23 protein-coding genes are annotated in these 22150 nt (G+C 60.3%); 5 read left to right on the forward strand and 18 right to left on the reverse strand.

Annotated features, from left to right (window positions below; all coding sequences use genetic code 11):
• Position 1: 1 nt before the first annotated feature.
• From lipB to NL116_RS27855, 11 genes are all read right to left on the reverse strand, one after another.
• On the reverse strand, positions 2–649 hold the full coding sequence (gene lipB / locus NL116_RS27805; RefSeq protein ID WP_494374907.1) for a lipoyl(octanoyl) transferase LipB: 648 nt from the start codon (positions 647–649) through the stop codon (positions 2–4).
• Positions 649–924 carry a DUF493 domain-containing protein gene (locus tag NL116_RS27810; protein ID WP_003215438.1) on the reverse strand — a complete coding sequence of 92 codons (276 nt, stop codon included), beginning with the start codon at positions 922–924 and terminating at the stop codon, positions 649–651. The genes lipB and NL116_RS27810 overlap by 1 nt, the downstream gene beginning before the upstream one ends.
• Positions 925–1010: 86 nt before the next feature.
• Positions 1011–2168, reverse strand: coding sequence for a D-alanyl-D-alanine carboxypeptidase family protein (locus tag NL116_RS27815; RefSeq protein ID WP_494374908.1), 1158 nt, complete (start codon positions 2166–2168; stop codon positions 1011–1013).
• 181 nt (positions 2169–2349) lie between these two features.
• A complete protein-coding gene (locus tag NL116_RS27820) occupies positions 2350–3363 on the reverse strand; it encodes a septal ring lytic transglycosylase RlpA family protein (RefSeq protein ID WP_494374909.1) in 1014 nt (337 codons plus the stop codon).
• The gene (mltB, locus tag NL116_RS27825; RefSeq protein WP_494374910.1) at positions 3363–4373 is read right to left on the reverse strand and encodes a lytic murein transglycosylase B; all 1011 of its coding nucleotides are present in this window, start codon (positions 4371–4373) and stop codon (positions 3363–3365) included. The genes NL116_RS27820 and mltB overlap by 1 nt, the downstream gene beginning before the upstream one ends.
• Positions 4374–4390: 17 nt before the next feature.
• A complete protein-coding gene (gene rodA / locus NL116_RS27830) occupies positions 4391–5494 on the reverse strand; it encodes a rod shape-determining protein RodA (RefSeq protein ID WP_310270885.1) in 1104 nt (367 codons plus the stop codon).
• 31 nt (positions 5495–5525) lie between these two features.
• The gene (gene mrdA, locus NL116_RS27835; protein ID WP_494374911.1) at positions 5526–7421 is read right to left on the reverse strand and encodes a penicillin-binding protein 2; all 1896 of its coding nucleotides are present in this window, start codon (positions 7419–7421) and stop codon (positions 5526–5528) included.
• A gap of 10 nt (positions 7422–7431) precedes the next feature.
• A complete protein-coding gene (rlmH, locus tag NL116_RS27840; RefSeq protein ID WP_007937439.1) occupies positions 7432–7899 on the reverse strand; it encodes a 23S rRNA (pseudouridine(1915)-N(3))-methyltransferase RlmH in 468 nt (155 codons plus the stop codon).
• Positions 7900–7908: 9 nt separating this feature from the next.
• Positions 7909–8403: a ribosome silencing factor gene (rsfS, locus tag NL116_RS27845; protein WP_123433420.1), complete on the reverse strand. Its 495-nt coding sequence runs from the start codon at positions 8401–8403 to the stop codon at positions 7909–7911.
• A gap of 71 nt (positions 8404–8474) precedes the next feature.
• The gene (nadD, locus tag NL116_RS27850; protein ID WP_494378146.1) at positions 8475–9101 is read right to left on the reverse strand and encodes a nicotinate-nucleotide adenylyltransferase; all 627 of its coding nucleotides are present in this window, start codon (positions 9099–9101) and stop codon (positions 8475–8477) included.
• 64 nt (positions 9102–9165) lie between these two features.
• Positions 9166–10437, reverse strand: coding sequence for a glutamate-5-semialdehyde dehydrogenase (locus NL116_RS27855; RefSeq protein ID WP_494374912.1), 1272 nt, complete (start codon positions 10435–10437; stop codon positions 9166–9168).
• 189 nt (positions 10438–10626) lie between these two features.
• Between NL116_RS27855 and NL116_RS27860 the strand changes: the two genes are divergently transcribed.
• Positions 10627–11325 carry a DNA-3-methyladenine glycosylase gene (locus tag NL116_RS27860; protein ID WP_494374913.1) on the forward strand — a complete coding sequence of 233 codons (699 nt, stop codon included), beginning with the start codon at positions 10627–10629 and terminating at the stop codon, positions 11323–11325.
• Positions 11326–11390: 65 nt separating this feature from the next.
• Positions 11391–12707, forward strand: a complete 1317-nt coding sequence (locus NL116_RS27865; RefSeq protein ID WP_494374914.1) for a bifunctional DedA family/phosphatase PAP2 family protein — start codon at positions 11391–11393, stop codon at positions 12705–12707.
• Here NL116_RS27865 and NL116_RS27870 read toward each other — a convergent pair whose 3' ends face one another.
• From NL116_RS27870 to NL116_RS27880, 3 genes are read right to left on the reverse strand one after another with little or no spacing between them, the layout of a single operon-like run.
• Positions 12708–13298: an LON peptidase substrate-binding domain-containing protein gene (locus NL116_RS27870; protein ID WP_494374915.1), complete on the reverse strand. Its 591-nt coding sequence runs from the start codon at positions 13296–13298 to the stop codon at positions 12708–12710. It lies immediately after the preceding gene.
• A 10-nt stretch (positions 13299–13308) separates the two neighbouring features.
• A complete protein-coding gene (locus NL116_RS27875; protein ID WP_494378147.1) occupies positions 13309–14019 on the reverse strand; it encodes an LrgB family protein in 711 nt (236 codons plus the stop codon).
• Between the two features lie 2 nt (positions 14020–14021).
• Positions 14022–14384 (reverse strand): CidA/LrgA family protein, encoded by a 363-nt coding sequence (locus NL116_RS27880; protein ID WP_494374916.1) that lies wholly within the window; start codon positions 14382–14384, stop codon positions 14022–14024.
• Positions 14385–14579: 195 nt separating this feature from the next.
• Between NL116_RS27880 and NL116_RS27885 the strand changes: the two genes are divergently transcribed.
• The 3 genes from NL116_RS27885 to NL116_RS27895 all read left to right on the forward strand — a co-directional run bounded on the left by NL116_RS27885 (position 14580) and on the right by NL116_RS27895 (position 17524).
• Complete coding sequence (locus tag NL116_RS27885) at positions 14580–15035, forward strand: MaoC family dehydratase (protein WP_494374917.1); 456 nt, start codon at positions 14580–14582, stop codon at positions 15033–15035.
• A gap of 101 nt (positions 15036–15136) precedes the next feature.
• On the forward strand, positions 15137–16855 hold the full coding sequence (locus NL116_RS27890; RefSeq protein ID WP_494374918.1) for a C13 family peptidase: 1719 nt from the start codon (positions 15137–15139) through the stop codon (positions 16853–16855).
• 27 nt (positions 16856–16882) lie between these two features.
• Positions 16883–17524 (forward strand): oxidoreductase, encoded by a 642-nt coding sequence (locus NL116_RS27895; RefSeq protein ID WP_494374919.1) that lies wholly within the window; start codon positions 16883–16885, stop codon positions 17522–17524.
• Positions 17525–17554: 30 nt separating this feature from the next.
• Here the strand turns inward: NL116_RS27895 and NL116_RS27900 are convergent, their stop codons facing one another.
• From NL116_RS27900 to NL116_RS27915, 4 genes are all read right to left on the reverse strand, one after another.
• Positions 17555–17839: a YceK/YidQ family lipoprotein gene (locus tag NL116_RS27900; RefSeq protein ID WP_140669532.1), complete on the reverse strand. Its 285-nt coding sequence runs from the start codon at positions 17837–17839 to the stop codon at positions 17555–17557.
• Positions 17832–18464, reverse strand: a complete 633-nt coding sequence (ubiX, locus tag NL116_RS27905) for a flavin prenyltransferase UbiX (RefSeq protein ID WP_027924312.1) — start codon at positions 18462–18464, stop codon at positions 17832–17834. Before ubiX ends, NL116_RS27900 begins: the two co-directional genes overlap by 8 nt.
• Positions 18461–19810, reverse strand: a complete 1350-nt coding sequence (gene mpl, locus NL116_RS27910) for a UDP-N-acetylmuramate:L-alanyl-gamma-D-glutamyl-meso-diaminopimelate ligase (protein ID WP_494374920.1) — start codon at positions 19808–19810, stop codon at positions 18461–18463. The genes ubiX and mpl overlap by 4 nt, the downstream gene beginning before the upstream one ends.
• A gap of 188 nt (positions 19811–19998) precedes the next feature.
• Positions 19999–21912, reverse strand: coding sequence for a sigma-54-dependent Fis family transcriptional regulator (locus NL116_RS27915; RefSeq protein ID WP_494374921.1), 1914 nt, complete (start codon positions 21910–21912; stop codon positions 19999–20001).
• Positions 21913–22150 lie beyond the last annotated feature (238 nt).

The following is a 22150-nucleotide window of genomic DNA, read 5'->3' on the forward strand; positions in this document are numbered from 1 at the left end:
ATCAGTCGATTCCGCCCGTTAGGGTCGTCTGCTCAGCATAGTCGAGGTGTTTGACGAGCTGCGCGCGCAGCCGGGCACTTACCTCGGCAAATTCAATCGGTCCTGCGTGATCGCTCAGCTGGGTCATCGCCAGCCCGGCGTAGCCGCAGGGATTAATCCGTCGAAACGGTTCCAGGTTCATGTCCACGTTCAGGGCCAGGCCATGAAAGGAACAACCGTGGCGGATCCGCAGCCCCAGGGACGCGATTTTCGCCCCGTCGACGTAGACACCCGGCGCGTCCGGCCTGGCGACAGCAGTGACGCCGTAACTCGCCAGCAGTTCGATCAGGCACAGTTCCATGCGTGTGACCAGGTCACGTACGCCAAACCCCAGTTTGCGTACGTCCAGCAGCAGATAAGCCACCAATTGGCCGGGGCCGTGATAAGTCACCTGCCCGCCTCGGTCGACCTGCACCACCGGAATATCTCCCGGCAGCAACAAGTGCTCGGCCTTGCCGGCCTGCCCCTGGGTAAACACCGGTAGGTGTTCGACCAACCAGATTTCGTCGGCAGCCTCGGTGCCGCGTTCGTTGGTGAAGCGTTGCATGGCATGCCAGACCGGCTCGTAAGCCATCTGGCCGAGCTCACGAAAGCCCAGCGTGCCAGACATCACAACACCATGTGCACGAAGCCGGTAGCCCGCAGTTCGCTGTTGATGTTGTACAGCTGGTCCTGATCGGTGGCGACAATGTGCAACTGAATCGTGGTGTATTTACCGTTGGTACTTTGGCGCTCATCAACGCGGTCATGGTTGATCGTCGCATGCTTCTTGACGATCTCGATGATCTTGTCCTTGTTGCCCACACCCGTATCGCTGATCACCTTGACCGGGTAATCAACGTTCGGAAATTCGATCTTTGGCGCCTTTACTTCGGTATCGGTCATGGCGTAACGGCCTCGTAAGCGTAAGCCGTGGCGACGGGCATGCCCCGCGCCGGATCAGCGCGGAGTCATGCAGGTGCACACTGTATTCAGTTGAAGATGCTGTAGAAGAATAGACGGATGCTATCCCACATGCGGCGGAAGATACCACCTTCCTCGACAGCGTCCAGAGCGATCAGATCGGCGCTGTGCACCACTTTGTCGTCCAGTTTCACTTCGACTTTACCGATCACGTCGCCCTTGGCGATTGGCGCAACCAGTTGCGGGTTCATGGTCATGCTGGCGGCGAGCTTTTTCAGCTGGCCTTTTGGCAGGGTCATGGTCAGGTCTTCAGCCAGGCCGGCTTTGACTTGATTGGTCGCGCCTTTCCAGACAGGGGCCTGAGCCAGCTCGGCGCCTTTCTGATAGAAGGTCTGGGTTTCGAAGAAGCGGAAACCGTAAGTCAGCAGCTTCTGGGTTTCGGCGGCGCGAGCCACTTCGCTGCTGGTGCCGAACACCACGGCGATCAGGCGCATGCCATCACGTACAGCCGAAGACACCATGCAGTAGCCGGCTTCGTCGGTGTGACCGGTTTTCAGACCGTCGACGGTCTTGTCACGCCACAGCAGCAGGTTGCGGTTTGGCTGCTTGATGCCGTTCCAGAAGAACTCTTTCTGCGAGTAGATCGCGTAGTGAGCCGGGTCTTCGTGGATGATCGCGCGAGCCAGCACGGCCATGTCGTGAGCCGACGAGTAGTGCTCAGGGTTTGGCAGACCGGTCGGGTTCATGAAGTGGGTGTTGGTCATGCCCAGGTCGGCCACGGTTTTGTTCATCACGTCGGCGAAAGCGTCTTCGCTGCCGGCGATGTGCTCGGAGAGCGCAACACTGGCGTCGTTACCCGACTGAATGATGATGCCGTGCAGCAGGTCGCTGACAGTGACCTGCGATCCCACCTTGATGAACATCCGCGAACCGCCGGTGCGCCAGGCGTTTTCGCTGACGGTCACCGGGTCGTTTTCGCCGATCTGGCCACGACGGATTTCCAGGGTCGCGATGTACGCGGTCATCAGCTTGGTCAGGCTGGCGGGCGGCAAACGCTGATCACCATTGTTCTCGACCAGCACGTTGCCGCTGCTGGCATCCATGAGCACATAGGCCTTGGCGGCCAGTTGTGGGGGTGATGGCATCACCTCGACCGCAAACGCGGCGGGCGAGAGGAGCAGCGGGACTAACAGGAACAGGCGTTTGGCAAAGGTGGTGATGTTCATCCGTCTCTCGAAATCGCTAATGGAAACTGCCCGAAGGCAAAACTAATCAGACAGCTTTCTAACGAGCTGTCGCGTATTCAGTCGTTCACTCTATAACCCTTGCCGGGCTTTTGTTCTTCATGAGCCAACAACCAGGTCCGCCCCCCAAACCGCAAGCGAACCGTCAATCAGGTACTACGTATTATTCGGCGGTGACCAGGCTCGGCGAACCGAGATTGGCCATGCGCACGCTGTTCTGCACTTGCTGGATTTCACCCGGAGAACCGATCGGCCCCAGACGCACCCGATGCAGTGTCTGTTGGTTGCGCACTATCGAGCTGATGAACACCGGAGCGCTCACCATCCCGCTGAGCTTCGATCTCAGGAGTTCTGCAGCGTCCGGGTTGGCGAACGCGCCCACCTGCAGATACTGGCCAGAGGCTGGTACAGAAGCGTTTTTTTTTGCATCAAGCTGAACAGGCACGACGGCCGCGGCGTGTTGCTGCGGCGGCGGCGTCCATTGCTCGACGGTGCCGGCCGAGGCCGTAATCACCGGGGCGCTATTTTGCGCGACTTGCGGCTCGTTGAGCATCAAAGGCGCCGGACGGCCTTTTTGTGCCCACCACTGTTGCGGGTCGATCCCCTCGACCTTGACCCGCGCGGTGCCGATTTCGGCGTAACCGAGTTTTTTGGCGGCGGCATAGGACAAGTCGATGATGCGGTCCGAATAGAACGGCCCACGGTCGTTGACCCGCAGGATCACGCTCTTGTTGTTGTCCAGGTTGGTCACCCGGACGTAACTTGGCAGTGGCAATGTCTTGTGTGCGGCACTCATGCCGTACAGGTCATACACCTCGCCATTGGCGGTGTTCTGGCCGTGGAACTTGGTGCCGTACCAGGACGCCGTGCCCGAGGCAACGTAAGTCTTGGATTCTTGCAACGGGAAATAGGTCTTGCCCAGCACCGTGTACGGGTTGGCCTTGTAAGGACCGCTGTGCAGGGTCGGCGTGGCATCCGGGATGCGCGATACGTCGACATCCCACCACGGCGCCCCATCTTTGTGGGCGCGGTTGATGTCCAGACCCGGCGCCGAGCGCACGGCAGTGGACGAGGTTTTCTGAGCCGGCGCACGACCGGTCGAGCAACTGGCAAGCAGCACCGCCAACGCGGTGAAAGCCATGAGCTTCAGGGGTTTATTCATAGGCAATGCCCGCATTACTTGACGCCCCGTGCTTGGACCAGCTGTTCAGACAGTTGATGTACGGCCATGGCGTACATCACGCTGCGGTTATAACGCGTGATCGCGTAGAAATTCTTCAGGCCCATCCAGTACTCGGGGCCATTGTCACCTTCCAGGCGGAAAGCCGTGACCGGCATATCATCGCGCAGCGCATCATGACTTGACCACCCCAGCGCCCGCAACTCCCCTACGGTTTTTACCGGCTCGATACCCGTAGTCAAACCTTCATCCACCTGCTCGCCTCGCACATCGGCGCGGCTGACCACCGGTTCGCCGGCCACCCAGCCGTGACGCTTGAAGTAACTGGCGACGCTGCCAATGGCATCGTCCGGGTTGTTCCAGATATTGATGTGGCCATCGCCGTCGAAGTCCACTGCATAAGCGCGAAAGCTGCTCGGCATGAACTGCGGCAAGCCCATGGCGCCGGCATAGGAGCCCTTGAGGGTCAACGGATCGACCTGTTCTTCCCGGGCCAGTAGCAAGAACTCACGCAGTTCCTTGCGGAAAAACTCGGCACGGGGAGGATAGTCGAAACCCAGAGTCGACAACGCATCGATCACCCGGTAATTGCCGGTATTACGGCCGAAAAAGGTTTCAACGCCGATGATCGAGACAATCACCTGCGCCGGTACGCCGTATTCCTGCTCGGCACGCGCGAGGACTGCTTCGTGCTGACGCCAGAAGTCCACTCCGCGGGCGATGCGCGCGTCGGTAATGAACATCGGCCGGTATTCGTTCCACTGCTTGACCCGTTCGGCGGGTTTCGAGATCGCGTCCAGAATCGACTGCTTGCGCTCGGCTTCGCGGAACACCTCCATCAGCTGCTCACCGGCGAAACCGTAGTCACGGGTCATTTCACCGACGAATTCGGCCACCTGGGGGGAGCCTTCGTAATCGCCGGCCAACGCGTCCTGCGCTGTGCCAAGGATGCTTACCAGGCCGACCCACGGCGCGTATCGAGTCGCCCAGCCACGCATTACTTGCATTGAAATCTTCACCTTATTCAAACCTGTGCGATCCACTTACGATGGGTATGGATCGACATCAAAACCCCAAACGCTGACAGCAGCGTTACCAGCGAAGTTCCTCCGTAGCTAATGAACGGCAACGGCACCCCCACCACCGGCAACAGGCCACTGACCATACCGATGTTGACGAAAACGTAAACAAAAAACGTCATGGTCAAACTACCCGCGAGCAATTTGCCGAACAATGTCTGGGCCTGGGCAGTAATCACCAGCCCTCGTCCGATCAACAGCAGGTAGATCAGCAGCAAGGCGCAAATGCCGACCAGGCCGAACTCTTCGCCCAATACCGCAATGATGAAGTCAGTGTGGCTTTCCGGCAGGAAGTCAAGGTGCGACTGGGTGCCCAGCAGCCAACCTTTGCCAAACACACCGCCGGAACCAATGGCGGCTTTCGACTGAATGATGTTCCAGCCAGTCCCCAACGGATCACTCTCCGGGTCGAGGAAGGTCAGGATTCGCTGTTTCTGGTAGTCGTGCATGATGAAGAACCACATCGCCACGGCCACCGGAACGGCGGCGGCGATCACGCTGATGATCCAGCGCCACTTCAAGCCACCCATAAACAGCACAAACGCACCGCCTGCCAGGATCAGCAGCGATGTACCCAGGTCCGGCTGACGCACAATCAGGATGAACGGCAAACCGATCAGGAACAGACTGACCGCTACGTGCTTGAGTTGCGGTGGCAAGGTGCGCTTGGACAGGTACCAGGCGATGGTCGCCGGCATCAGGATCTTCATGAACTCCGAGGGCTGGAAGCGGATCACGCCGGGGATGTTGATCCAGCGCGTAGCGCCCATGGCGTTGTGACCCATGACGTCCACCACCACCAGCAACAGCACGCCGAGCACATAACCGACCGGCACCCAGCGCGCCATGAATCGCGGCTCGAACTGCGCGATGACGATCATCGACACCAGGCCGATGCCAAACGAAGTCGCTTGCTTGGCCAGCAGGTCCCAGCTTTTGCCGCTGGCCGAATACAGCACGAACAGGCTGCCGGCCGCGAGGGTCAGCAGCAGAATCAACAACGGACCATCAATGTGCAGGCGCTGCAACAGCGTTGCACGGCGACGCATCACATCCTCGCTGGAGAGCATGCGATCGAAATTATTCATCACGGGCTGTAGCCTCTGCACTGATAGGGCTGGCGTACTCGGCTTTAAGGCGTCCGTCCTGGTCCAGGAGCCAAGCGTCCATGACTTGACGCACCACTGGCGCGGCGACACCGGAACCGGATTCGCCGTTCTCGACCATCACAGACACCACGATTTGCGGGTTATCGGCCGGCGCAAAACCGACAAACAAGGCGTGGTCACGGTGACGTTCCTGAACCTTGGAGCGGTCGTACTTTTCGCCCTGCTTGATCGCGACCACCTGGGCCGTACCACTTTTACCGGCAATCCGGTATTGCGCGCCAATCGAGGCCTTGCGCGCCGTACCGCGAGCGCCGTGCATCACTTGCTGCATACCGTGATTGACCTTGGTCCAGTCCGATGGATCGCGCAGGACGATGTCCGGCATCGGGTTTTCATCCTTGGGCCTCTCGCCTTCTACGGTCTTGGCCAGGTGCGGACGGTTCCACACACCTTTGTTGGCCACCAGCGCCGTGGCCTGGGCCAGTTGCAGCGGCGTGGATTGCATGTAGCCCTGGCCGATCCCGAGAATCAGGGTTTCACCCGGGAACCAGGCCTGGCGACGGGTCGCACGCTTCCATTCGCGGGACGGCATCAGGCCTGGCGATTCTTCGAACATGTCCAGCGAGACCTTCTGGCCAATGCCGAACTTGCCCAGATACGCCGACAACCGATCGATCCCCAGCTTGTGGGCCAGGTCATAGAAGTAGGTGTCGTTGGAGCGCATGATCGCCGTGTCCAGATCCACATAGCCGTCGCCGGTACGGTTCCAGTTACGGTATTTGTGATCGTAGTTGGGCAGTTGGTAGTAGCCGGGGTCGAACACGCGCGTCGACGCGGTAACCACACCAGAATCCAGACCGGCAATCGCCACGGCCGGCTTGATGGTAGAACCCGGCGGATAGAGACCACGCAGCACGCGGTTGAACAGCGGCCGGTCGATGGAGTCGCGGAGCTCCGAATAGGCCTTGGAACTGATGCCGGTGACGAACAGGTTCGGATCGAAACTCGGTTGACTGACCATCGCCAGCACTTCACCGGTTTTCGGGTCCAGTGCCACGACGGCGCCACGACGTCCGCCAAGTGCGGTCTCGGCGGCTTCCTGCAATTTGATGTCCAGGCTCAGGACAATGTCCTTGCCAGGAATCGGATCGGTACGCTTGAGTACGCGCAATACGCGGCCCCGAGCGTTGGTTTCGACTTCCTCGTAACCGACCTGTCCGTGCAGCTCGGGTTCGTAGAAGCGTTCAATGCCGGTTTTGCCGATTTGATGGGTGCCGCTATAACTCACCGGATCCAGAGACTTGAGCTCTTTCTCGTTGATCCGCCCCATATATCCCACCGAGTGCGCAAAATGCGCACCTTGCGGATAGTGACGAACCAACTGCGCGACCACTTCCACGCCCGGCAGACGGAACTGATTCACCGCGATACGTGCGATCTGTTCTTCGGTCAGCTCGAACAGGATCGGCACCGGCTCGAACGGCCGACGCCCCTGACGCATGCGTTTCTCGAAGATCACCCGATCCTCTGGAGTCAACTCCAGCACTTGGACGATCACGTCGAGCACTTGTTGCCACTCGCCAGAGCGTTCGCGGGTCATGCTCAGGCTGAAGCTGGGCCGGTTGTCGGCGATTACCACGCCATTGCGGTCGAAAATCAGCCCGCGCGTGGGCGGAATCGGCTGCACATGCACGCGATTGTTTTCCGACAGGGTCGAGTGGTACTCGTACTGGATGACCTGAAGGAAATACAGCCGCGCGATCAGCACGCAAATCAGCGTCACGACTGCAATGGCACCGAACACGACACGGCCACGCACCAGACGGGCGTCTTTTTCGTGGTCCTTGATACGGATCGGCTGAGACATGAGGGCAGAACTACTTGTGGTAAGGGTGGCCGGACAAGACCGTCCAGGCACGATACAGCTGTTCGCCGATCAGAATACGCACCAGCGGGTGCGGCAACGTCAACGGCGACAATGACCAGCGCTGATCGGCTCGGGCACAGACTTCCGGCGCCAGCCCTTCGGGGCCGCCGACCATGAAATTCACCGTGCGCGAGTCCAGGCGCCAACGATCGAGCTCGACCGCCAGCTGCTCAGTGCTCCAGGGCTTGCCGTGGACTTCGAGGGTGACAACACGCTCATTTGGCCCGACCTTGGCCAGCATGGCTTCGCCTTCCTGACGGATGAAGCGCGCCACGTCGGCGTTCTTGCCACGGGTGTTGAGCGGTATTTCCACCAGTTCCAGCGCCAGCTCGGACGGAAGACGCTTGGCATATTCATGCCAGCCTTCTTCCACCCACTTGGGCATCCGTGAACCGACGGCGATCAGTCGCAGTCGCACAGCGGGCCCTTATTGCTGGTCTTTGTTGAGCTTGATGAAATGCTCGTGGGTGTTTTCCGGGCTGTGGTGAGCCGCGTTCAGCGCACGGCTCTGTTCAGCGCCGGACCACAGACGTTCCAGGTCGTAGAACTGGCGAGCGGAGGCGGTCATCATGTGAACGATGACGTCGTCCATGTCCAGCAGGACCCAGTCGCTGTCGCCCTTGCCTTCTTCACCCAATGGCTTGACGCCCTGGGCTTTGACGGCTTCGCGAACCTTGTCCAGCATCGCGCCGATCTGACGGTTGGAGGTACCGGTAGCGATGATCATGAAGTCAGTGATGCTCTGCTTTTCACGAACGTCGATCACCTGGATGTCCTGGGCCTTGACGTCTTCCAGGGCGGCTACGGCAACCTTGACCAGTTCTTCACCACGCAGCTCCGGCCCGGTTGGAGCCTCTACTGGCAGTGGCGCGCTTTTGAATGTGCCTTTGCGCTTTACTTTAGCTACGTCTTTGTCAGTCATATAAAACTCGTTTTGCTCGTATGTTCGGGGGCTTCGATACACGTGATCACGTGCTTGAAGCGCGCCTCTTTTCAGTTCGACGCACGGTAAAGTCCGTGCGCATCGATGTAGGCCAGGACCGCGTCGGGCACCAGGAAACGTACCGACTTACCGCTGGCCAGCAGTTGACGGATCTGGGTGGCGGATACCGCGAGCGGTGTCTGCCAGACGAATGCAATCTGTCCGCTCGGCCCATTTAGGGCCAGCGGGTCGCTCACCGAGCGCGCCGCCAGCAGGTTGCGCAAGGCATCCGGCGGTTCGCTGTCGGCATCCGGGCGTTGCAGCACCAGGATGTGGCAATGCTGGAGCAACTCTTCCCAGCGATGCCAAGTGGGCAGGCCGCAAAATGCGTCCCAGCCCAAAAGTAGAAAAACCTGGGTCTGGACGGCCAGTTCGGCGCGCATCAGTTCCAGAGTATCGATAGTGTAGGACGGTTTGTCCCGCTGCAATTCGCGGGCATCCACCACCAACGGCGCCACACCGGCCACCGCGCGCTCGACCATGGCCAGGCGGTCTTTGGCCGACACCTGCGGCGTACCGCGATGCGGCGGCCGGGCACTGGGTGTCAGGCGCAACTCATCAAGCGCCAGCGACTCGGCGACTTCCAGCGCACCACGCAGATGGCCGATGTGCACCGGGTCGAACGTGCCGCCCAGCATGCCTATGCGGCGAGGTTGAGGCTCGCTGGCGGTGGCTGGGACTGTCGGGTCGAGGTCGCCCAAGTCAGACCGACGCCTGGCCGCGCAACTGGCCATCACCGACCACGATGTACTTCTCGCAGGTCAGGCCTTCGAGGCCCACCGGGCCGCGGGCGTGCAGCTTATCAGTAGAAATGCCAATCTCGGCACCCAATCCGTATTCGAATCCATCGGCGAAGCACGTCGGGGTGTTGATCATCACCGACGAAGAATCGACTTGGGCGACGAAACGCCGCGTGTCACCGAGGTTTTCGCTGACAATCGAGTCGGTGTGATGGGAGCCGTGCTTATTGATATGTTCGATGGCCTGGTCCAGCCCGTCGACCACGCGGATCGACAGAATCGGCGCCAGGTATTCGGTGGCCCAGTCTTCTTCGGTGGCCGGAACCACATCAATGATCGCCTGCGTGCGCTCGCAACCACGCAGTTCAACGCCTTTTTCGCGGAACTGGGCAGCCATCGACGGCAGGAAATCCTTAGCAACGGTTTGATCCACCAGCAGCGTTTCCATCGCGCCACAGATGCCATAACGGTATGTCTTGGCGTTGAACGCGATACGCTGGGCTTTCGCCAGGTCGGCGTGCTCACTCACGTAGACGTGGCAGATGCCATCCAAATGTTTGATCACCGGCACGCGGGCGTCACGGCTGACACGTTCGATCAGGCCACGGCCACCACGGGGCACAATGACGTCGACGTATTCCGGCATGGTAATCAGCGCGCCGACGGCGGCACGGTCGGTGGTTTCGACCACTTGCACCACGGCGGCGGGCAGTTCGGCTTCGGCCAGGCCGCGCTGGATGCAGGCGGCGATGGCGCGGTTGGAATGAATGGCTTCGGAACCGCCCCGCAGGATCGTCGCGTTGCCAGACTTCAGGCACAGGCTGGCGGCGTCAATGGTCACGTTCGGCCGGGATTCGTAGATGATCCCGATCACGCCCAACGGCACGCGCATCTTGCCCACTTGAATACCCGACGGGCGGAAGCTCATGTCGCGAATCGCGCCAACCGGGTCCGGCAGAGCAGCCACCTGGCGCAGGCCGACGATCATGCCGTCGATGCGTTCCGGCGTCAGCGCCAGACGCTCCAGCAGCGCAGGCTCAAGACCATTGGCGCGACCCGCGGCCAAATCCAGTTCGTTGGCAGCCGTCAGCTCGACGCGTGCAGCGTCCAGCGCATTGGCAGCGGCCTGCAACGCACGGTTTTTCTGCGCAGTGCTGGCGTAGCCGATGACGCGAGAGGCCTCGCGGGCTGCGCGACCCAGGCGGGTCATGTAGTCAAGAACGGACTCAGTCATTGTCTGTGGTGGTCTTTGCTAAGGTCTTGGTAAAGAGTAAAGCGGCAGATTATAGCTGTCGCGTCTCCCGACTAACAGCGGTGACGGGCGGATGGTCGAAATCGAGGGCAATTTGCCGACGTTCAGCCGGGATTAAGCTGCAAATTGTTATCATCACCGCTCAATCAGCCCTGATAAACGCCGTTCATCATGTCCAACCTGACTGTTCGAGCGTCCGCCACGAGCCTGCCCACGGGGCTCCCGGATGCGTTTTTCGACCGCGACGCACAAACGCTGGCCCGGGATTTACTTGGCAAAGTGATCCGTCACCGGGTTGGCGACCTGTGGCTCAGCGCCCGGATTATTGAAACTGAAGCCTATTACTTCGAAGAAAAAGGCAGCCACGCCTCCCTCGGCTATACAGAAAAGCGTAAGGCGTTGTTTCTGGATGGTGGTCACATCTATATGTATTACGCCCGTGGTGGCGACTCCCTGAATTTCAGCGCTCAAGGCCCCGGCAATGCGGTACTGATCAAATCAGCCTACCCGTGGGTCGATGAATTGAGCGGGCCGGCGAGCCTGGCGCAGATGTTATTGAACAATCCCGACGCCCAAGGCCGCCCTCGCCCTTCGCAAAAGCTGTGCGCCGGACAGACATTGCTGTGCAAGGCGCTGGGGCTGAAGGTGCCGGTGTGGGATGCCAAGCGTTTTGATCATGAAGTGTTGCTGGTCGAGGATGTCGGTCCGGCGCCTGCCCACGTCATTCAAACCACGCGCCTGGGCATCCCCCATGGGCGCGACGAACACTTGATGTACCGCTTCGTCGATGCCGCTTACGCGCCATATTGCACGCGGAACCCGTTGCGACGGGGGCAAGTCGAAGGTCGCGATTATTTTTTGCTCCCTTGAGGGGTGTCTGGAAGATTGCGTTCGTCCCCCCATGGGACTAATGAACATTTGATGGAGTTGTTTTTATGGGCCCATGGCTCGATAGCGTGACCGACTGGTTGACGATCAACCCGCAATGGCTGGCGGCAGCGGTGTTCATTGTGGCCTTTGTGGAATGCCTGGCGATTGCCGGGTTGATCGTGCCTGGTACGGTTATGTTGTTTGCCGTGGCGGTACTGGCTGGCAGCGGCGCGTTGTCGTTGAGTGAAACGTTGCTGCTGGGATTCCTCGCCGGAGTACTGGGCGATGTCGTGTCCTACTTCATCGGTCGACATTTCCACCAGAACATCCGGCGCCTGCCCGGCTTGCGTCATCATCCGGAATGGATTGCCGGGGCCGAGGCGTATTTTCAGCGTTATGGTATCGCCAGCCTGTTGGTCGGGCGCTTCATTGGACCGCTGCGTCCGATGCTGCCGATGGTCGCCGGGATGTTTGACATGCCCTTCCCACGTTTTTTTGCCGTCAGTCTGTTGGCTGCCGCTGGCTGGAGTGTGGCGTACCTGCTACCCGGCTGGGCCACGGGAGCGGCGATTCGTTTGCCATTGCCGGAAGGTTTCTGGCCGGAGGCGGGCGTCGTCGCTGGCGCTATTGCGGCCATGGTCGGCCTGAGCATCACCAGCAGCATGCGCCGCCATCGCAAGGCGACGATGTTGATTGCCGGAATGAGCTTTCTGATTCTGCTGGCACTGTTTATCGGCTATCCGCACCTGACCGCGCTCGATCAGGGCGTCATGACCCTGGTACAGGAACACCGCAGCCCGGTGCTCGATGAAGTGGCCGTGCTTTTCACGCTGATCGGTGAGTTCCGCAACATGCTGATCTTCAGCGCCTTGCTGGTCGCGCTTCTGCTGATCACCCGGCAATGGCGGCAAGCGATCTTTGCTGGCAGCGCACTGCTGCTCACAGCACTGGGCAACACCGTGTCCAAGCATTTCTTCGCCCGCCTGCGCCCGGAAGTGCTGAGCGATCCGCTGACCAGCTACAGCATGCCCAGCGGCCACGCCTCAGGCTCTTTTGCGCTGTTCCTGACCTTAGCCGTGCTGGCGGGCCGAGGGCAACCACCGCGCATGCGCCTGACCTGGTTGCTGCTGGGATGTTTGCCCGCGCTGGCAATTGCCTTGTCGCGGGTGTACCTGGGCGCGCATTGGCCGACGGATATACTGGCCGGCGCGATGCTGGCTGCGTGCGTGTGCGCAGCGAGCTTGTGGGCGAGCCAGCGCCAGACGCCACTGAACGCCATGCCACCTAAAGTCTGGTGGCTGTTGCTACCGGCGCTGATGGCTTTGTTTACGTTCTTTGCATTGCGGCATTTGCCGCATGCGATGTTGAGATATGCGTACTGATCAGGCAAACAGCTCGCCCTGCAATTCATCCAGCAGCGCCTGAATTGCATCGAGCCGCTGCTGCGGATCATCGAGTTGCAGCAGGTCAATCTTGTCCGCTTCGGCAAACGGCAGCAGGTACGCCAACTGATTGGCCAGCGACTGCTGGCCGGTCGCTTCGGTGCCCATGTTCAAGGCTTCAACCATCGGGTGTTCGGCCAACGCCTTGAGCAGCGCAACCAGATCAGCATCTTCATCCTGCAGCGGCTGTTCAGGCTCGTCTTCCAGCCATTCGACTTCCGCGAGGGTCAACTGATCGCGCTGCACCTCGGTTCGCAAAACGTGGAAACGCCGCCCACCCTGCACCCGAATGCCCAGCAGGCCGTTATCCTGCTGTTTGAAATCGGTGATCAGCGCTTCACACCCGACCAGCGCGTAACCCGCCGGCGCGAGGCCGACCTCCTCGCCGTCGAGAATGCACACCACACCAAAGCCGCCGTCCTGCTTCATGCAGCGGCTGATCATGTCCAGGTAGCGCGCCTCGAAGATCTGCAAGTCGAGGATGCAGCCAGGAAACAGCACCGTGTTCAGCGGGAAAAGCGGCAAGCTCATAGACATTTCCTTACACCACCATCGACACCGCCAACGGCAGGAACACCGCCGTGGCCACGCCCATCAGACTCATCGCCAGCGCCGCGAAGGCGCCGCATTCTTCACTTTCCTGCAACGCCACCGAGGTGCCGACCGCATGGGCGGTCATGCCCAGCGCCATGCCGCGCGCCTCGGGACTGTGCACACCGAGCCGGGTCAACAGACTCGGGCCGAAGATCGCACCGATCACGCCAGTGATCAACACGAACACTGCGGCCAGCGCCGCGACACCGCCGATCTGCTCGGCCACCAGCATGGCGATCGGTGACGTCACCGACTTGGGCGCCATGGTCATCAGGATCATGTGCTCGGCACCGAACCACCAGCCCAGCAACACGCCCATGCCCGTGGCGACCACGCCACCTATCACCAGCGTAGTAAATATCGGCAAGAACAACTGCCGAATCCGTCGCAGATTGAGGTAGAGGGGCACGGCCAGCGCCACCGTCGCAGGCCCGAGCAAGATGCTGAGGATCTCGGTGCTCTTGCGGTACTCGGCGTACGTCACGCCGCAGGTGACCAAAACTCCGATCACCACCAGCATCGAGACCAGCACCGGTTGCAAAAAGATCCAGCGGGTTTTCTCGAAGGCAGCCAACACCAGTTGATAAGCGCCCAACGTAATGCCGATGCCGAACAACGGATGATGAATCACCGAATCGATCGCACCGTGCCAATCCAGGATCATTGGTCATCTCCACGATGGGCGTGGCGCCTGACCATGCGCTGCATCAGCACCCCCGCGAAGGCCATGGACAGCAGCAGCGACAACATCAGCGCGCCGACGATGGCCCAGAAGTCCGCGGCGATGTCCTTGAAGTACACCATCACGCCCACGGCCGGCGGCACCAGCAGTAAAGGCAGGTAACGCAGCAGACTGCTGGCCGCCAGGCTCAGCGGCTCGCCGACTTGTCCGCGTGAAATCAAATACACCAGTAACAACAGTAAACCGATAATCGGCCCCGGCAGCACCGGTAAAAACAGGTGGTTGATGGCGGTGCCCAGCAATTGGAACAGCACCAGCCAGGTCAGGCCACGTAACAACATCTGGCATCTCCCGCGTTCGCCCCACAAAGCTGGGGCCGAGCATTATAAGCACGTGGCCGCTATGTATCGGCATTCGCCAACAGCATGGACAGTTGACCGGAGCCATTTGCCATGTTGATCTAAAGTGGTTCACAGGGAGGTCAAATCCCCCCACTCGAAAAACTATAAATCCGATGAAACCCAAGGAGAGTCTCAATGCCCTATGTTCCCGTTGCAGAGCTCAAAGATTATGTCGGCAAGGAACTCGGACGTTCCGAATGGCTCACCATCGATCAGGAACGCATCAACCTGTTCGCTGAAGCCACAGGTGATTATCAGTTTATTCATGTCGACCCGGTCAAAGCCGCGCAAACGCCATTTGGCAGCACCATCGCACATGGATTCCTGTCGCTGTCACTGATCCCGAAACTGATGGAAGACATCCTCATCCTCCCCGAAGGCGCGAAGATGGTGGTCAATTACGGTCTCGACAGCGTACGTTTCATTCAACCGGTCAAGGTCAATTCGAAAGTGCGTCTGAAGGTCGATCTCAGCGACGCCACCGAGAAAAAACCTGGCCAATGGCTTCTCAAAGCCACCTGCACCCTTGAGATAGAAGGCTCGGACAAACCGGCCTATATCGCTGAATCCCTATCCCTCTGTTTCGTGTAACTCGCCCGGATGCGAAGCAGCTCACGCTGTTTCGCGACCCTCTATATATATACGACACATAGCTGCGGCATACTCCCTCGCCTAATTGCCCGGATCCTGCTATGCGCTCACTTGCACTCCTTGCCTTGACCCTGTTGCTCACCGCTTGCGGCGATGGCGAATCGCTGCTGCCTCCCGATGCCCGCTTGCCGGATGGTGGGCGCTATCGCGGTGATCTGGTCAATGGCTTGCTGCAAGGTCAGGGTCGCATCGATTATCCGAACGGCAGCTGGTACGCCGGCGAATTCGACAAGGGGCAATGGCATGGCCAGGGTGAATGGCATGGCAGCAACGGCGAGGTTTTTCGCGGGAATTTCAACCAGGGCCTGTTCGACGGCCAGGGCACGCTGACCACACCAGACAGCAGTTACAGCGGCGGTTTCAAGCTTGGTCGGCGCGACGGTGAAGGCACGCTCAAAGAAAACGGCATGACCTATCGCGGCGAGTTCAAGGCCGATCAATATTCAGGGCTCGGTCGTCTCGAACTCGATGACGGCAGCTCGTATCAAGGCCAGTTCGCCCATGGCAAACCCAACGGTGAGGGCCAACGCGGTGACGCGAGCGGCAATCAATTCACCGGGCATTTCGTCGACGGGCAACTGGAAGGCAACGGCACCTTCAACAGCGCCGAGGGCGACATGTATGTGGGCGGCTTCAAGAACAATCAGTTGCACGGCAAGGGTCGCTACGAGAATGCCGACGGCGATGTCTGGCTCGGCCAGTTCAAGGAAGGCTCGCTGAACGGCAAGGGCGAGTTGATCGGCGCTGATGGCAGCCACTACATCGGCCAGTTCAGCGACTGGCGATTCAGTGGCCCAGGGCGGCTGAACCTGCCCGATGGCAGCTTCTACACCGGCCACTTCGACAGCGACAGTTACTCGGGCCGCGGCACATTGGTACTGACTGACGGCACCGTGCAAAGTGGCATCTGGAGCAATGGCCAACGTGTGCGTGACGCCGAGGGCAAGTTGCTGCCCGACAGTCTGGAGCTCGGCTTGCTGGCTCAGGGCCGCTTGCTCGAAGATGCCCTGTTCAACGTGCCGGCCTCGACCCCGGCCGTCGAGCTGTACACCCTGACCTTGGGCGGTGACGGCAAACAAAGCGTGTTCCTGCGCGAGTCAGATTACGTCAGCAACATGCTCAGCAGCCGCTTCGGCGCTTACGGCCAGATCCGGCTGGTGAACCATCGCGAGCACCTCATGGACCGGCCGATGGCCACCCGCGAAAACCTGCGCCGCGCAGCATTGACCCTGGCTGAACGCAGTGGCCCGGAAGATTTGATCTTCATCTACCTGACCAGCCACGGCACTGCCGAACACGAACTGGTGCTCGACCAGCCGCGCATGGAACTGTCCGATCTGTCGGCCGACGAACTCGCCACCGTGCTCGCGCCGCTGAAAAACCGCGACAAGATCATTGTGATTTCGGCCTGTTACTCCGGCGGTTTCATTCCCGCATTGAAAGACGAACGCACGCTGATCATGACGGCTTCGCGCGCGGACCGCGTGTCGTTCGGTTGCTCGGAAGAAGCCAACTTCACCTACTTCGGCGACGCGCTGTTCGCCCAGGCGCTGAACCAGACCGACGATCTGGAACAAGCCTTCAAACTGGCTAAGGCCACCGTCGCCGAACGTGAACTGGCGGACAGCTTCGAAGCCTCTGAACCACAGGTCTGGGCGCCGAAAACGGTCATCTCGCGCTGGCAGTTGTTACGCAAGCAGCAGGCACGAAAAGCACTACAAAGTGTCTCTATCGACAGCAAGGATTTAAAGAGCAACTAAGCTGAACAGTATCAAGGGAGAAACACTATGTACTTGACGCCTCAGCATGTATTGCTTGCCGGAGCTACCGGTTTGACCGGCGAACGTTTGCTTGATCGCCTGCTCAATGAACCAACGATTTCAAGAGTATTGGCCCCCTCACGCCGACCACTCGCCAAACACCCGCACCTGGAAAACCCGGTTGGCGATCCGGCAGTGTTTCTGCCGCAGCTGAACGGTCGCGTCGACATTGCCTACTGCTGCCTCGGTACCACTATCAAGCAGGCGGGGTCCGAAGAAGCGTTTCGTGCGGTGGACCTGGAAATGGTGGTGGCATTTGCCAAACGCGCACGGGAAATGGGTGCACGTCACCTGATCGTGATCAGTGCTTTGGGCGCTGATCGTAGATCTTCGATTTTCTACAACCGGGTCAAAGGCGAAATGGAGCATGCATTGCGCGCGCAGAACTGGCCGCAACTGACCATTTGCCGCCCTTCTCTGCTACTTGGAGATCGCGTCGAACCCCGCTTGAGCGAGAAAGTCGCCGGCCCGCTGTCACGCCTGATTCCGGGCAAATACCACGGCATCGAAGCCTGCCAACTGGCCCGGGCGATGTGGCGCCTGGCGCTGGAAGAGCAGGATGGCGTGCGGATTGTTGAGTCGGATGAGTTGCGTAAGCTGGGCAAGTAACCGGCTGCCCCCCGCCACATTAGCCGAACGCTACAACCCGCCCGTCGCCTGAAAACTTACCCCGAGCACCGTCAACAGCGACAACGGCAACAGCAGCGTATCGAGCAACGCGCTGGCTGGCAGGTCCACGCCAGGGTAACTCGGCGCCTCGGCGCCAAAGTGGTCCTTGGCGCAGCACCCACCGTTCATCGCATACACATCCAGACGCGTCCCCGCATACACCAACGGTGCCCCGGGTTTGGCCGCATCAAGGGTGCGCGCCGTGGCGCAGCCGGTCAGTTGCAACACCAGCAAAAGGGTCAGTAGCTTATTCATCGCTGCTCAAATGATGTTCGCCCCAGCGTGGCAGCATGTCTTGCGGAATATTCAGCAGATTGAGGATTCGCGCCACGACAAAGTCGATCAGGTCATCAATGGTCTGCGGCTGATGATAGAAGCCCGGCGACGCCGGCAATATCGTCACGCCCATGTTCGACAGCTTGAGCATGTGCTCTAAATGGATGCTCGAATACGGCGCTTCACGCGGGACCAGAATCAACTGGCGGCGCTCCTTCAAGGTCACATCGGCAGCACGTTCGATCAGGTTGTTACAGGCACCGGTCGCAATGGCCGACAGCGTCCCCGTGGAACACGGCACCACCACCATCGCCGCCGGCGCACCGGACCCCGAGGCCACCGGAGACATCCAGTCTTCCTTGCCATACACCTTGATTTGCCCGGCCGCGGCGCCGGTATATTCGGTGAGAAAAGCCTGCATCATCTGCGGTTTTGGCGGCAGCGTGACATCAGTCTCGGTCGCCATCACCAGTTGCGCCGCCTTGGAAATCAGGAAATGCACTTCGCGGTCTTCACGCACCAGGCAATCAAGCAAGCGCAAACCGTACTGGGCGCCGGAAGCGCCGGTCATGGCCAGCGTGATGCGATCCGGGCCGCTGCTCATTGCAGCGCCTCGGCGAGTTTGCCGTGCAGGCCGCCGAAGCCGCCGTTGCTCATGATCACCACGTGGGTGCCGGGCTGGGCCTGGCTTTTCACTCGCTCGATAATGCCTTCCAGCGAATCGCTGACAATCGACGGTACGGTGCACAACGCAGCCGTGCCGGCCAGATCCCAACCGAGGTTGGCGGGTGCGTACCAGATCACCTGATCGGCATCGACCACGCTTTCCGGCAAGCCGTCGCGGTGCGCGCCGAGCTTCATGGAGTTGGAGCGCGGCTCGATGATCGCGATCAACGGCGCATCGCCAATACGTTTGCGCAAGCCATCCAGGGTGGTGGCGATGGCGGTCGGGTGGTGCGCGAAATCGTCGTAAATGGTGATGCCGCGCACTTCGGCGACTTTCTCCATGCGGCGCTTCACGCTTTTGAACGCGCTCAACGCGGCGATACCCATGGAAGGCACCACGCCGACATGACGCGCGGCCGCCAATGTCGCTAAAGCATTGGCTACGTTGTGCTGACCGGTCATGTCCCACTCGACCACGCCGTGGGCGACGCCTTCAAACATCACTTCAAACTTCGAACCGTCCTCGCTGAGCAGTTTGACCTGCCACTGACCGCCGGCACCGGTGGTTTGCACCGGGGTCCAGCAACCCATTTCGATGACACGCTGCAACGCCGGCTCGGTGGTCGGATGGATCACCAGGCCTTCGCTTGGAATGGTTCGCACCAAATGATGGAATTGCCGCTCGATGGCTGGCAGATCGGGGAAGATGTCTGCGTGATCGAACTCAAGGTTGTTCAGGATCGCGGTGCGCGGACGGTAGTGAACAAACTTGGAACGTTTGTCGAAGAAGGCACTGTCGTATTCGTCAGCTTCGATCACGAAGAACGGCGTACCGCCCAAGCGTGCCGACACCGAGAAGTTCTGCGGCACGCCGCCGATCAGGAAGCCCGGGCTCATGCCCGCATGCTCCAGCACCCAAGCGAGCATGCTGCTGGTGGTGGTTTTGCCGTGAGTACCGGCGACAGCCAGCACCCAGCGACCTTGCAGCACGTGATCCGCCAGCCATTGCGGGCCGGAAACGTAAGGCAGGCCCTTGTTCAGCACGTATTCGACGGCCGGGTTGCCGCGGGACATGGCATTGCCGATGACCACCAGGTCCGGGGCCGGATCGAGCTGGGAAGGATCGTAGCCTTGGGTCAACTCAATGCCCTGGGCCTCAAGCTGAGTGCTCATCGGCGGATAGACGTTGGCATCGGAGCCCGTCACGTGATGGCCCAGTTCCTTGGCCAGAACCGCCATCGAACCCATGAAAGTGCCGCAGATACCCAGAATATGAATGTGCATTAGTCGACCTCGTAAAACATGGCCGCAGGTTAGCGTAGGGAAGGGAAAATCGCACCTTGTGTTTCGGATTTGAAACCGCCTTCGCGAGCAGGCTCGCTCCCACAGTGGTTCAGCGGTGTTCACATAATGTGTGTCCGCTGAAGATCTAATGTGGGAGCGGGCTTGCTCGCGAATGGCCGCGACACGGCTTACCGGGCGATACCGTGCTTACGCAGCTTTCTATAAAGCGTATTGCGGCTGACCCCCAACTGCTCAGCCGTATGCGTCATATGCCAACGCGTATGCTCCAGCGCATTCAACAACGCCAGCCGCTCGGCATCGTCCAACGGATGCTCGGACGATTCTTCGACCGCCACTGCAACCGCCGGCCGCGCCTGACGAATCATCGCCGGCAACTCCTCCAGCCCGATCCGCCCACCCTCACACAGCGCGGCCAACGTACGCAGCACATTGCGCAATTGCCGCACGTTGCCCGGCCAGGCAAAACCCAACAAGGCGTCCCGCGCCGGTCCGTCGATCAGCACTGCTTCCCCGCCCGCCTCTTCCGCCAGCAAGAAATCGAGCAACTGGGACTTATCACTGCGATCACGCAACGCCGGCAACGCCACTTCCAGCCCGTTGAGCCGGTAATACAAATCCTCACGGAAGCTGCCGTCCTGCACCCGATCCAGCAGATGACGGTGAGTGGCACTGATGATCCGGACGTTCACCGCCTCGGGCTCGCCGCCAATCGGCACCACCTGTCGGTCTTCCAGCACCCTTAACAGCCGGGTCTGCAAGGCCAGGGGCATGTCACCGATTTCGTCGAGAAACAGGGTCCCGCCATCGGCCTGCTGCAGCTTGCCTCGCATGCCTTCCTTGCGCGCGCCGGTGAAGCTGCCGCCGCGATAACCGAACAGTTCGCTCTCGATCAGGCTTTCGGGAATGGCCGCGCAGTTCAGGGCAACAAAGGCTTTGTCAGACCGCTGACTGGCCTGATGCACGGCTTTGGCGAAGGCCTCTTTGCCGGAACCGGTTTCGCCGTTGATCAGCAGAGGAACATCGCGCTCGAAGACCCGCAGCGACTTGCGAAAATCTTCCTGCAGCGCGGCATCACCGATGCAGATGCCCGACAGCCGTGGACGCTCCGCAATCGCTGGGCTTTGCACCACCGGCATCGGGATACTGCGCGGTTGCCCGCGTAAAACGGCAAACAGGCTACGACCGTCACGGGTGCGCAGCGGCCAACTGGCGCTGGCATTGACACTGGCGCGACCGAGCAACTCATCCAGCGAACAATCGAAAAACGCTTCCACGGGTTTGCCCAGCAAGCCGCCGCGAATGTGTGCGAGCAGGTTCAGCGCGCTTTGATTGACCGCACAGATCCGCCCTTCCCCGTCGAACGCCAGCAGCCCTTCGCTGAACAGCCCGACAGATTCGGCCTGCAAGTGAAAACGCAGCAGCCATTGATTGTCGAAGTAGCGCAGGAAATAGCAGCTCTCGATCATCTTCGCCGACAGATTGACCAAAGCCATGGTGTGAAACTGGCTCTGGCGCGAGACATCGTGGCGCGCCGAAGACACGTCGAGCACCGCCAGTAGTTCGCCATGAGGATCGAACACCGGGCTCGCCGAGCAGGTCAGCCCGGTGTGACGACCGCGAAAATGCTCGTCTTGATGGATGGTCAGCGACTGACGCTCTACCAGACAGGTGCCGATGCCGTTGGTGCCTTCGCAGGCTTCGCTCCAGTCGGCGCCAAGCCAGAGGCCGGCGCGCTCGAAAATCTTCCGTTCGGCGGGGGCGGTGACGCAATTGAGGATCACGCCACGGGCATCTGTCAGCAGCACCGCATGCCCGGCGCCAGAGAGTTGTTGGTGGAGGCTGGTCATCTCATTGCCGGCGATGTGCAGTACTTGCTGCAAACGTTCACGGCTTTCCAGCACCCGGCCATGCTCCAGCACCGTTGGCGCCATGGTCAGGGCCGGGTCGAGGTGATAGTCCTCAAGACAGCGCAGCCAGGAACGGGCAATGGAGGGATCGCTGCCGGGGCCATGCAGGTGCGACTTGCCCTGAGTGACGGTCAGGACTTGCCGGGCATGGCGACTCAAATGGTTGTCGTGCATTTCTTATTATTCTCCCCACAAAGTCTGGCTCGCTTCCGTGTAGCAGCTGCCGGCGGCGGCGTCCGGCCGCGAAGCAGTCGTAAAACCTGTGCCCCACATGCATGGCAGAAAACGAGACGAGCGCTGCGCCTTCGAACGCAGCTTTCGGCGGCTTGCTACAGGGAACACGAGTCCGAGCATCCTCCAGCCTGGCCCGCATTGCAATGCTGGCAAGACTCGTCAGTCACGCGCTGTGCCA

The sequence above is a fragment of the Pseudomonas sp. FBCC-B1667 genome (assembly GCF_059133255.1).

Coding starts and splice junctions, on each gene's coding strand:
- lipB (WP_494374907.1), bottom strand. CDS start 649: ATGTCTGGCACGCTGGGCTTTCGTGAGCTCGGCCAGATGGCTTACGAG.
- NL116_RS27810 (WP_003215438.1), bottom strand. CDS start 924: ATGACCGATACCGAAGTAAAGGCGCCAAAGATCGAATTTCCGAACGTT.
- NL116_RS27815 (WP_494374908.1), bottom strand. CDS start 2,168: ATGAACATCACCACCTTTGCCAAACGCCTGTTCCTGTTAGTCCCGCTG.
- NL116_RS27820 (WP_494374909.1), bottom strand. CDS start 3,363: ATGCGGGCATTGCCTATGAATAAACCCCTGAAGCTCATGGCTTTCACC.
- mltB (WP_494374910.1), bottom strand. CDS start 4,373: ATGCAAGTAATGCGTGGCTGGGCGACTCGATACGCGCCGTGGGTCGGC.
- rodA (WP_310270885.1), bottom strand. CDS start 5,494: ATGCGTCGCCGTGCAACGCTGTTGCAGCGCCTGCACATTGATGGTCCG.
- mrdA (WP_494374911.1), bottom strand. CDS start 7,421: ATGTCTCAGCCGATCCGTATCAAGGACCACGAAAAAGACGCCCGTCTG.
- rsfS (WP_123433420.1), bottom strand. CDS start 8,403: ATGACTGACAAAGACGTAGCTAAAGTAAAGCGCAAAGGCACATTCAAA.
- nadD (WP_494378146.1), bottom strand. CDS start 9,101: ATGCTGGGCGGCACGTTCGACCCGGTGCACATCGGCCATCTGCGTGGT.
- NL116_RS27855 (WP_494374912.1), bottom strand. CDS start 10,437: ATGACTGAGTCCGTTCTTGACTACATGACCCGCCTGGGTCGCGCAGCC.
- NL116_RS27860 (WP_494374913.1), top strand. CDS start 10,627: ATGTCCAACCTGACTGTTCGAGCGTCCGCCACGAGCCTGCCCACGGGG.
- NL116_RS27865 (WP_494374914.1), top strand. CDS start 11,391: ATGGGCCCATGGCTCGATAGCGTGACCGACTGGTTGACGATCAACCCG.
- NL116_RS27870 (WP_494374915.1), bottom strand. CDS start 13,298: ATGAGCTTGCCGCTTTTCCCGCTGAACACGGTGCTGTTTCCTGGCTGC.
- NL116_RS27880 (WP_494374916.1), bottom strand. CDS start 14,384: ATGTTGTTACGTGGCCTGACCTGGCTGGTGCTGTTCCAATTGCTGGGC.
- NL116_RS27885 (WP_494374917.1), top strand. CDS start 14,580: ATGCCCTATGTTCCCGTTGCAGAGCTCAAAGATTATGTCGGCAAGGAA.
- NL116_RS27890 (WP_494374918.1), top strand. CDS start 15,137: ATGCGCTCACTTGCACTCCTTGCCTTGACCCTGTTGCTCACCGCTTGC.
- NL116_RS27895 (WP_494374919.1), top strand. CDS start 16,883: ATGTACTTGACGCCTCAGCATGTATTGCTTGCCGGAGCTACCGGTTTG.
- NL116_RS27900 (WP_140669532.1), bottom strand. CDS start 17,839: ATGAATAAGCTACTGACCCTTTTGCTGGTGTTGCAACTGACCGGCTGC.
- ubiX (WP_027924312.1), bottom strand. CDS start 18,464: ATGAGCAGCGGCCCGGATCGCATCACGCTGGCCATGACCGGCGCTTCC.
- mpl (WP_494374920.1), bottom strand. CDS start 19,810: ATGCACATTCATATTCTGGGTATCTGCGGCACTTTCATGGGTTCGATG.
- NL116_RS27915 (WP_494374921.1), bottom strand. CDS start 21,912: ATGCACGACAACCATTTGAGTCGCCATGCCCGGCAAGTCCTGACCGTC.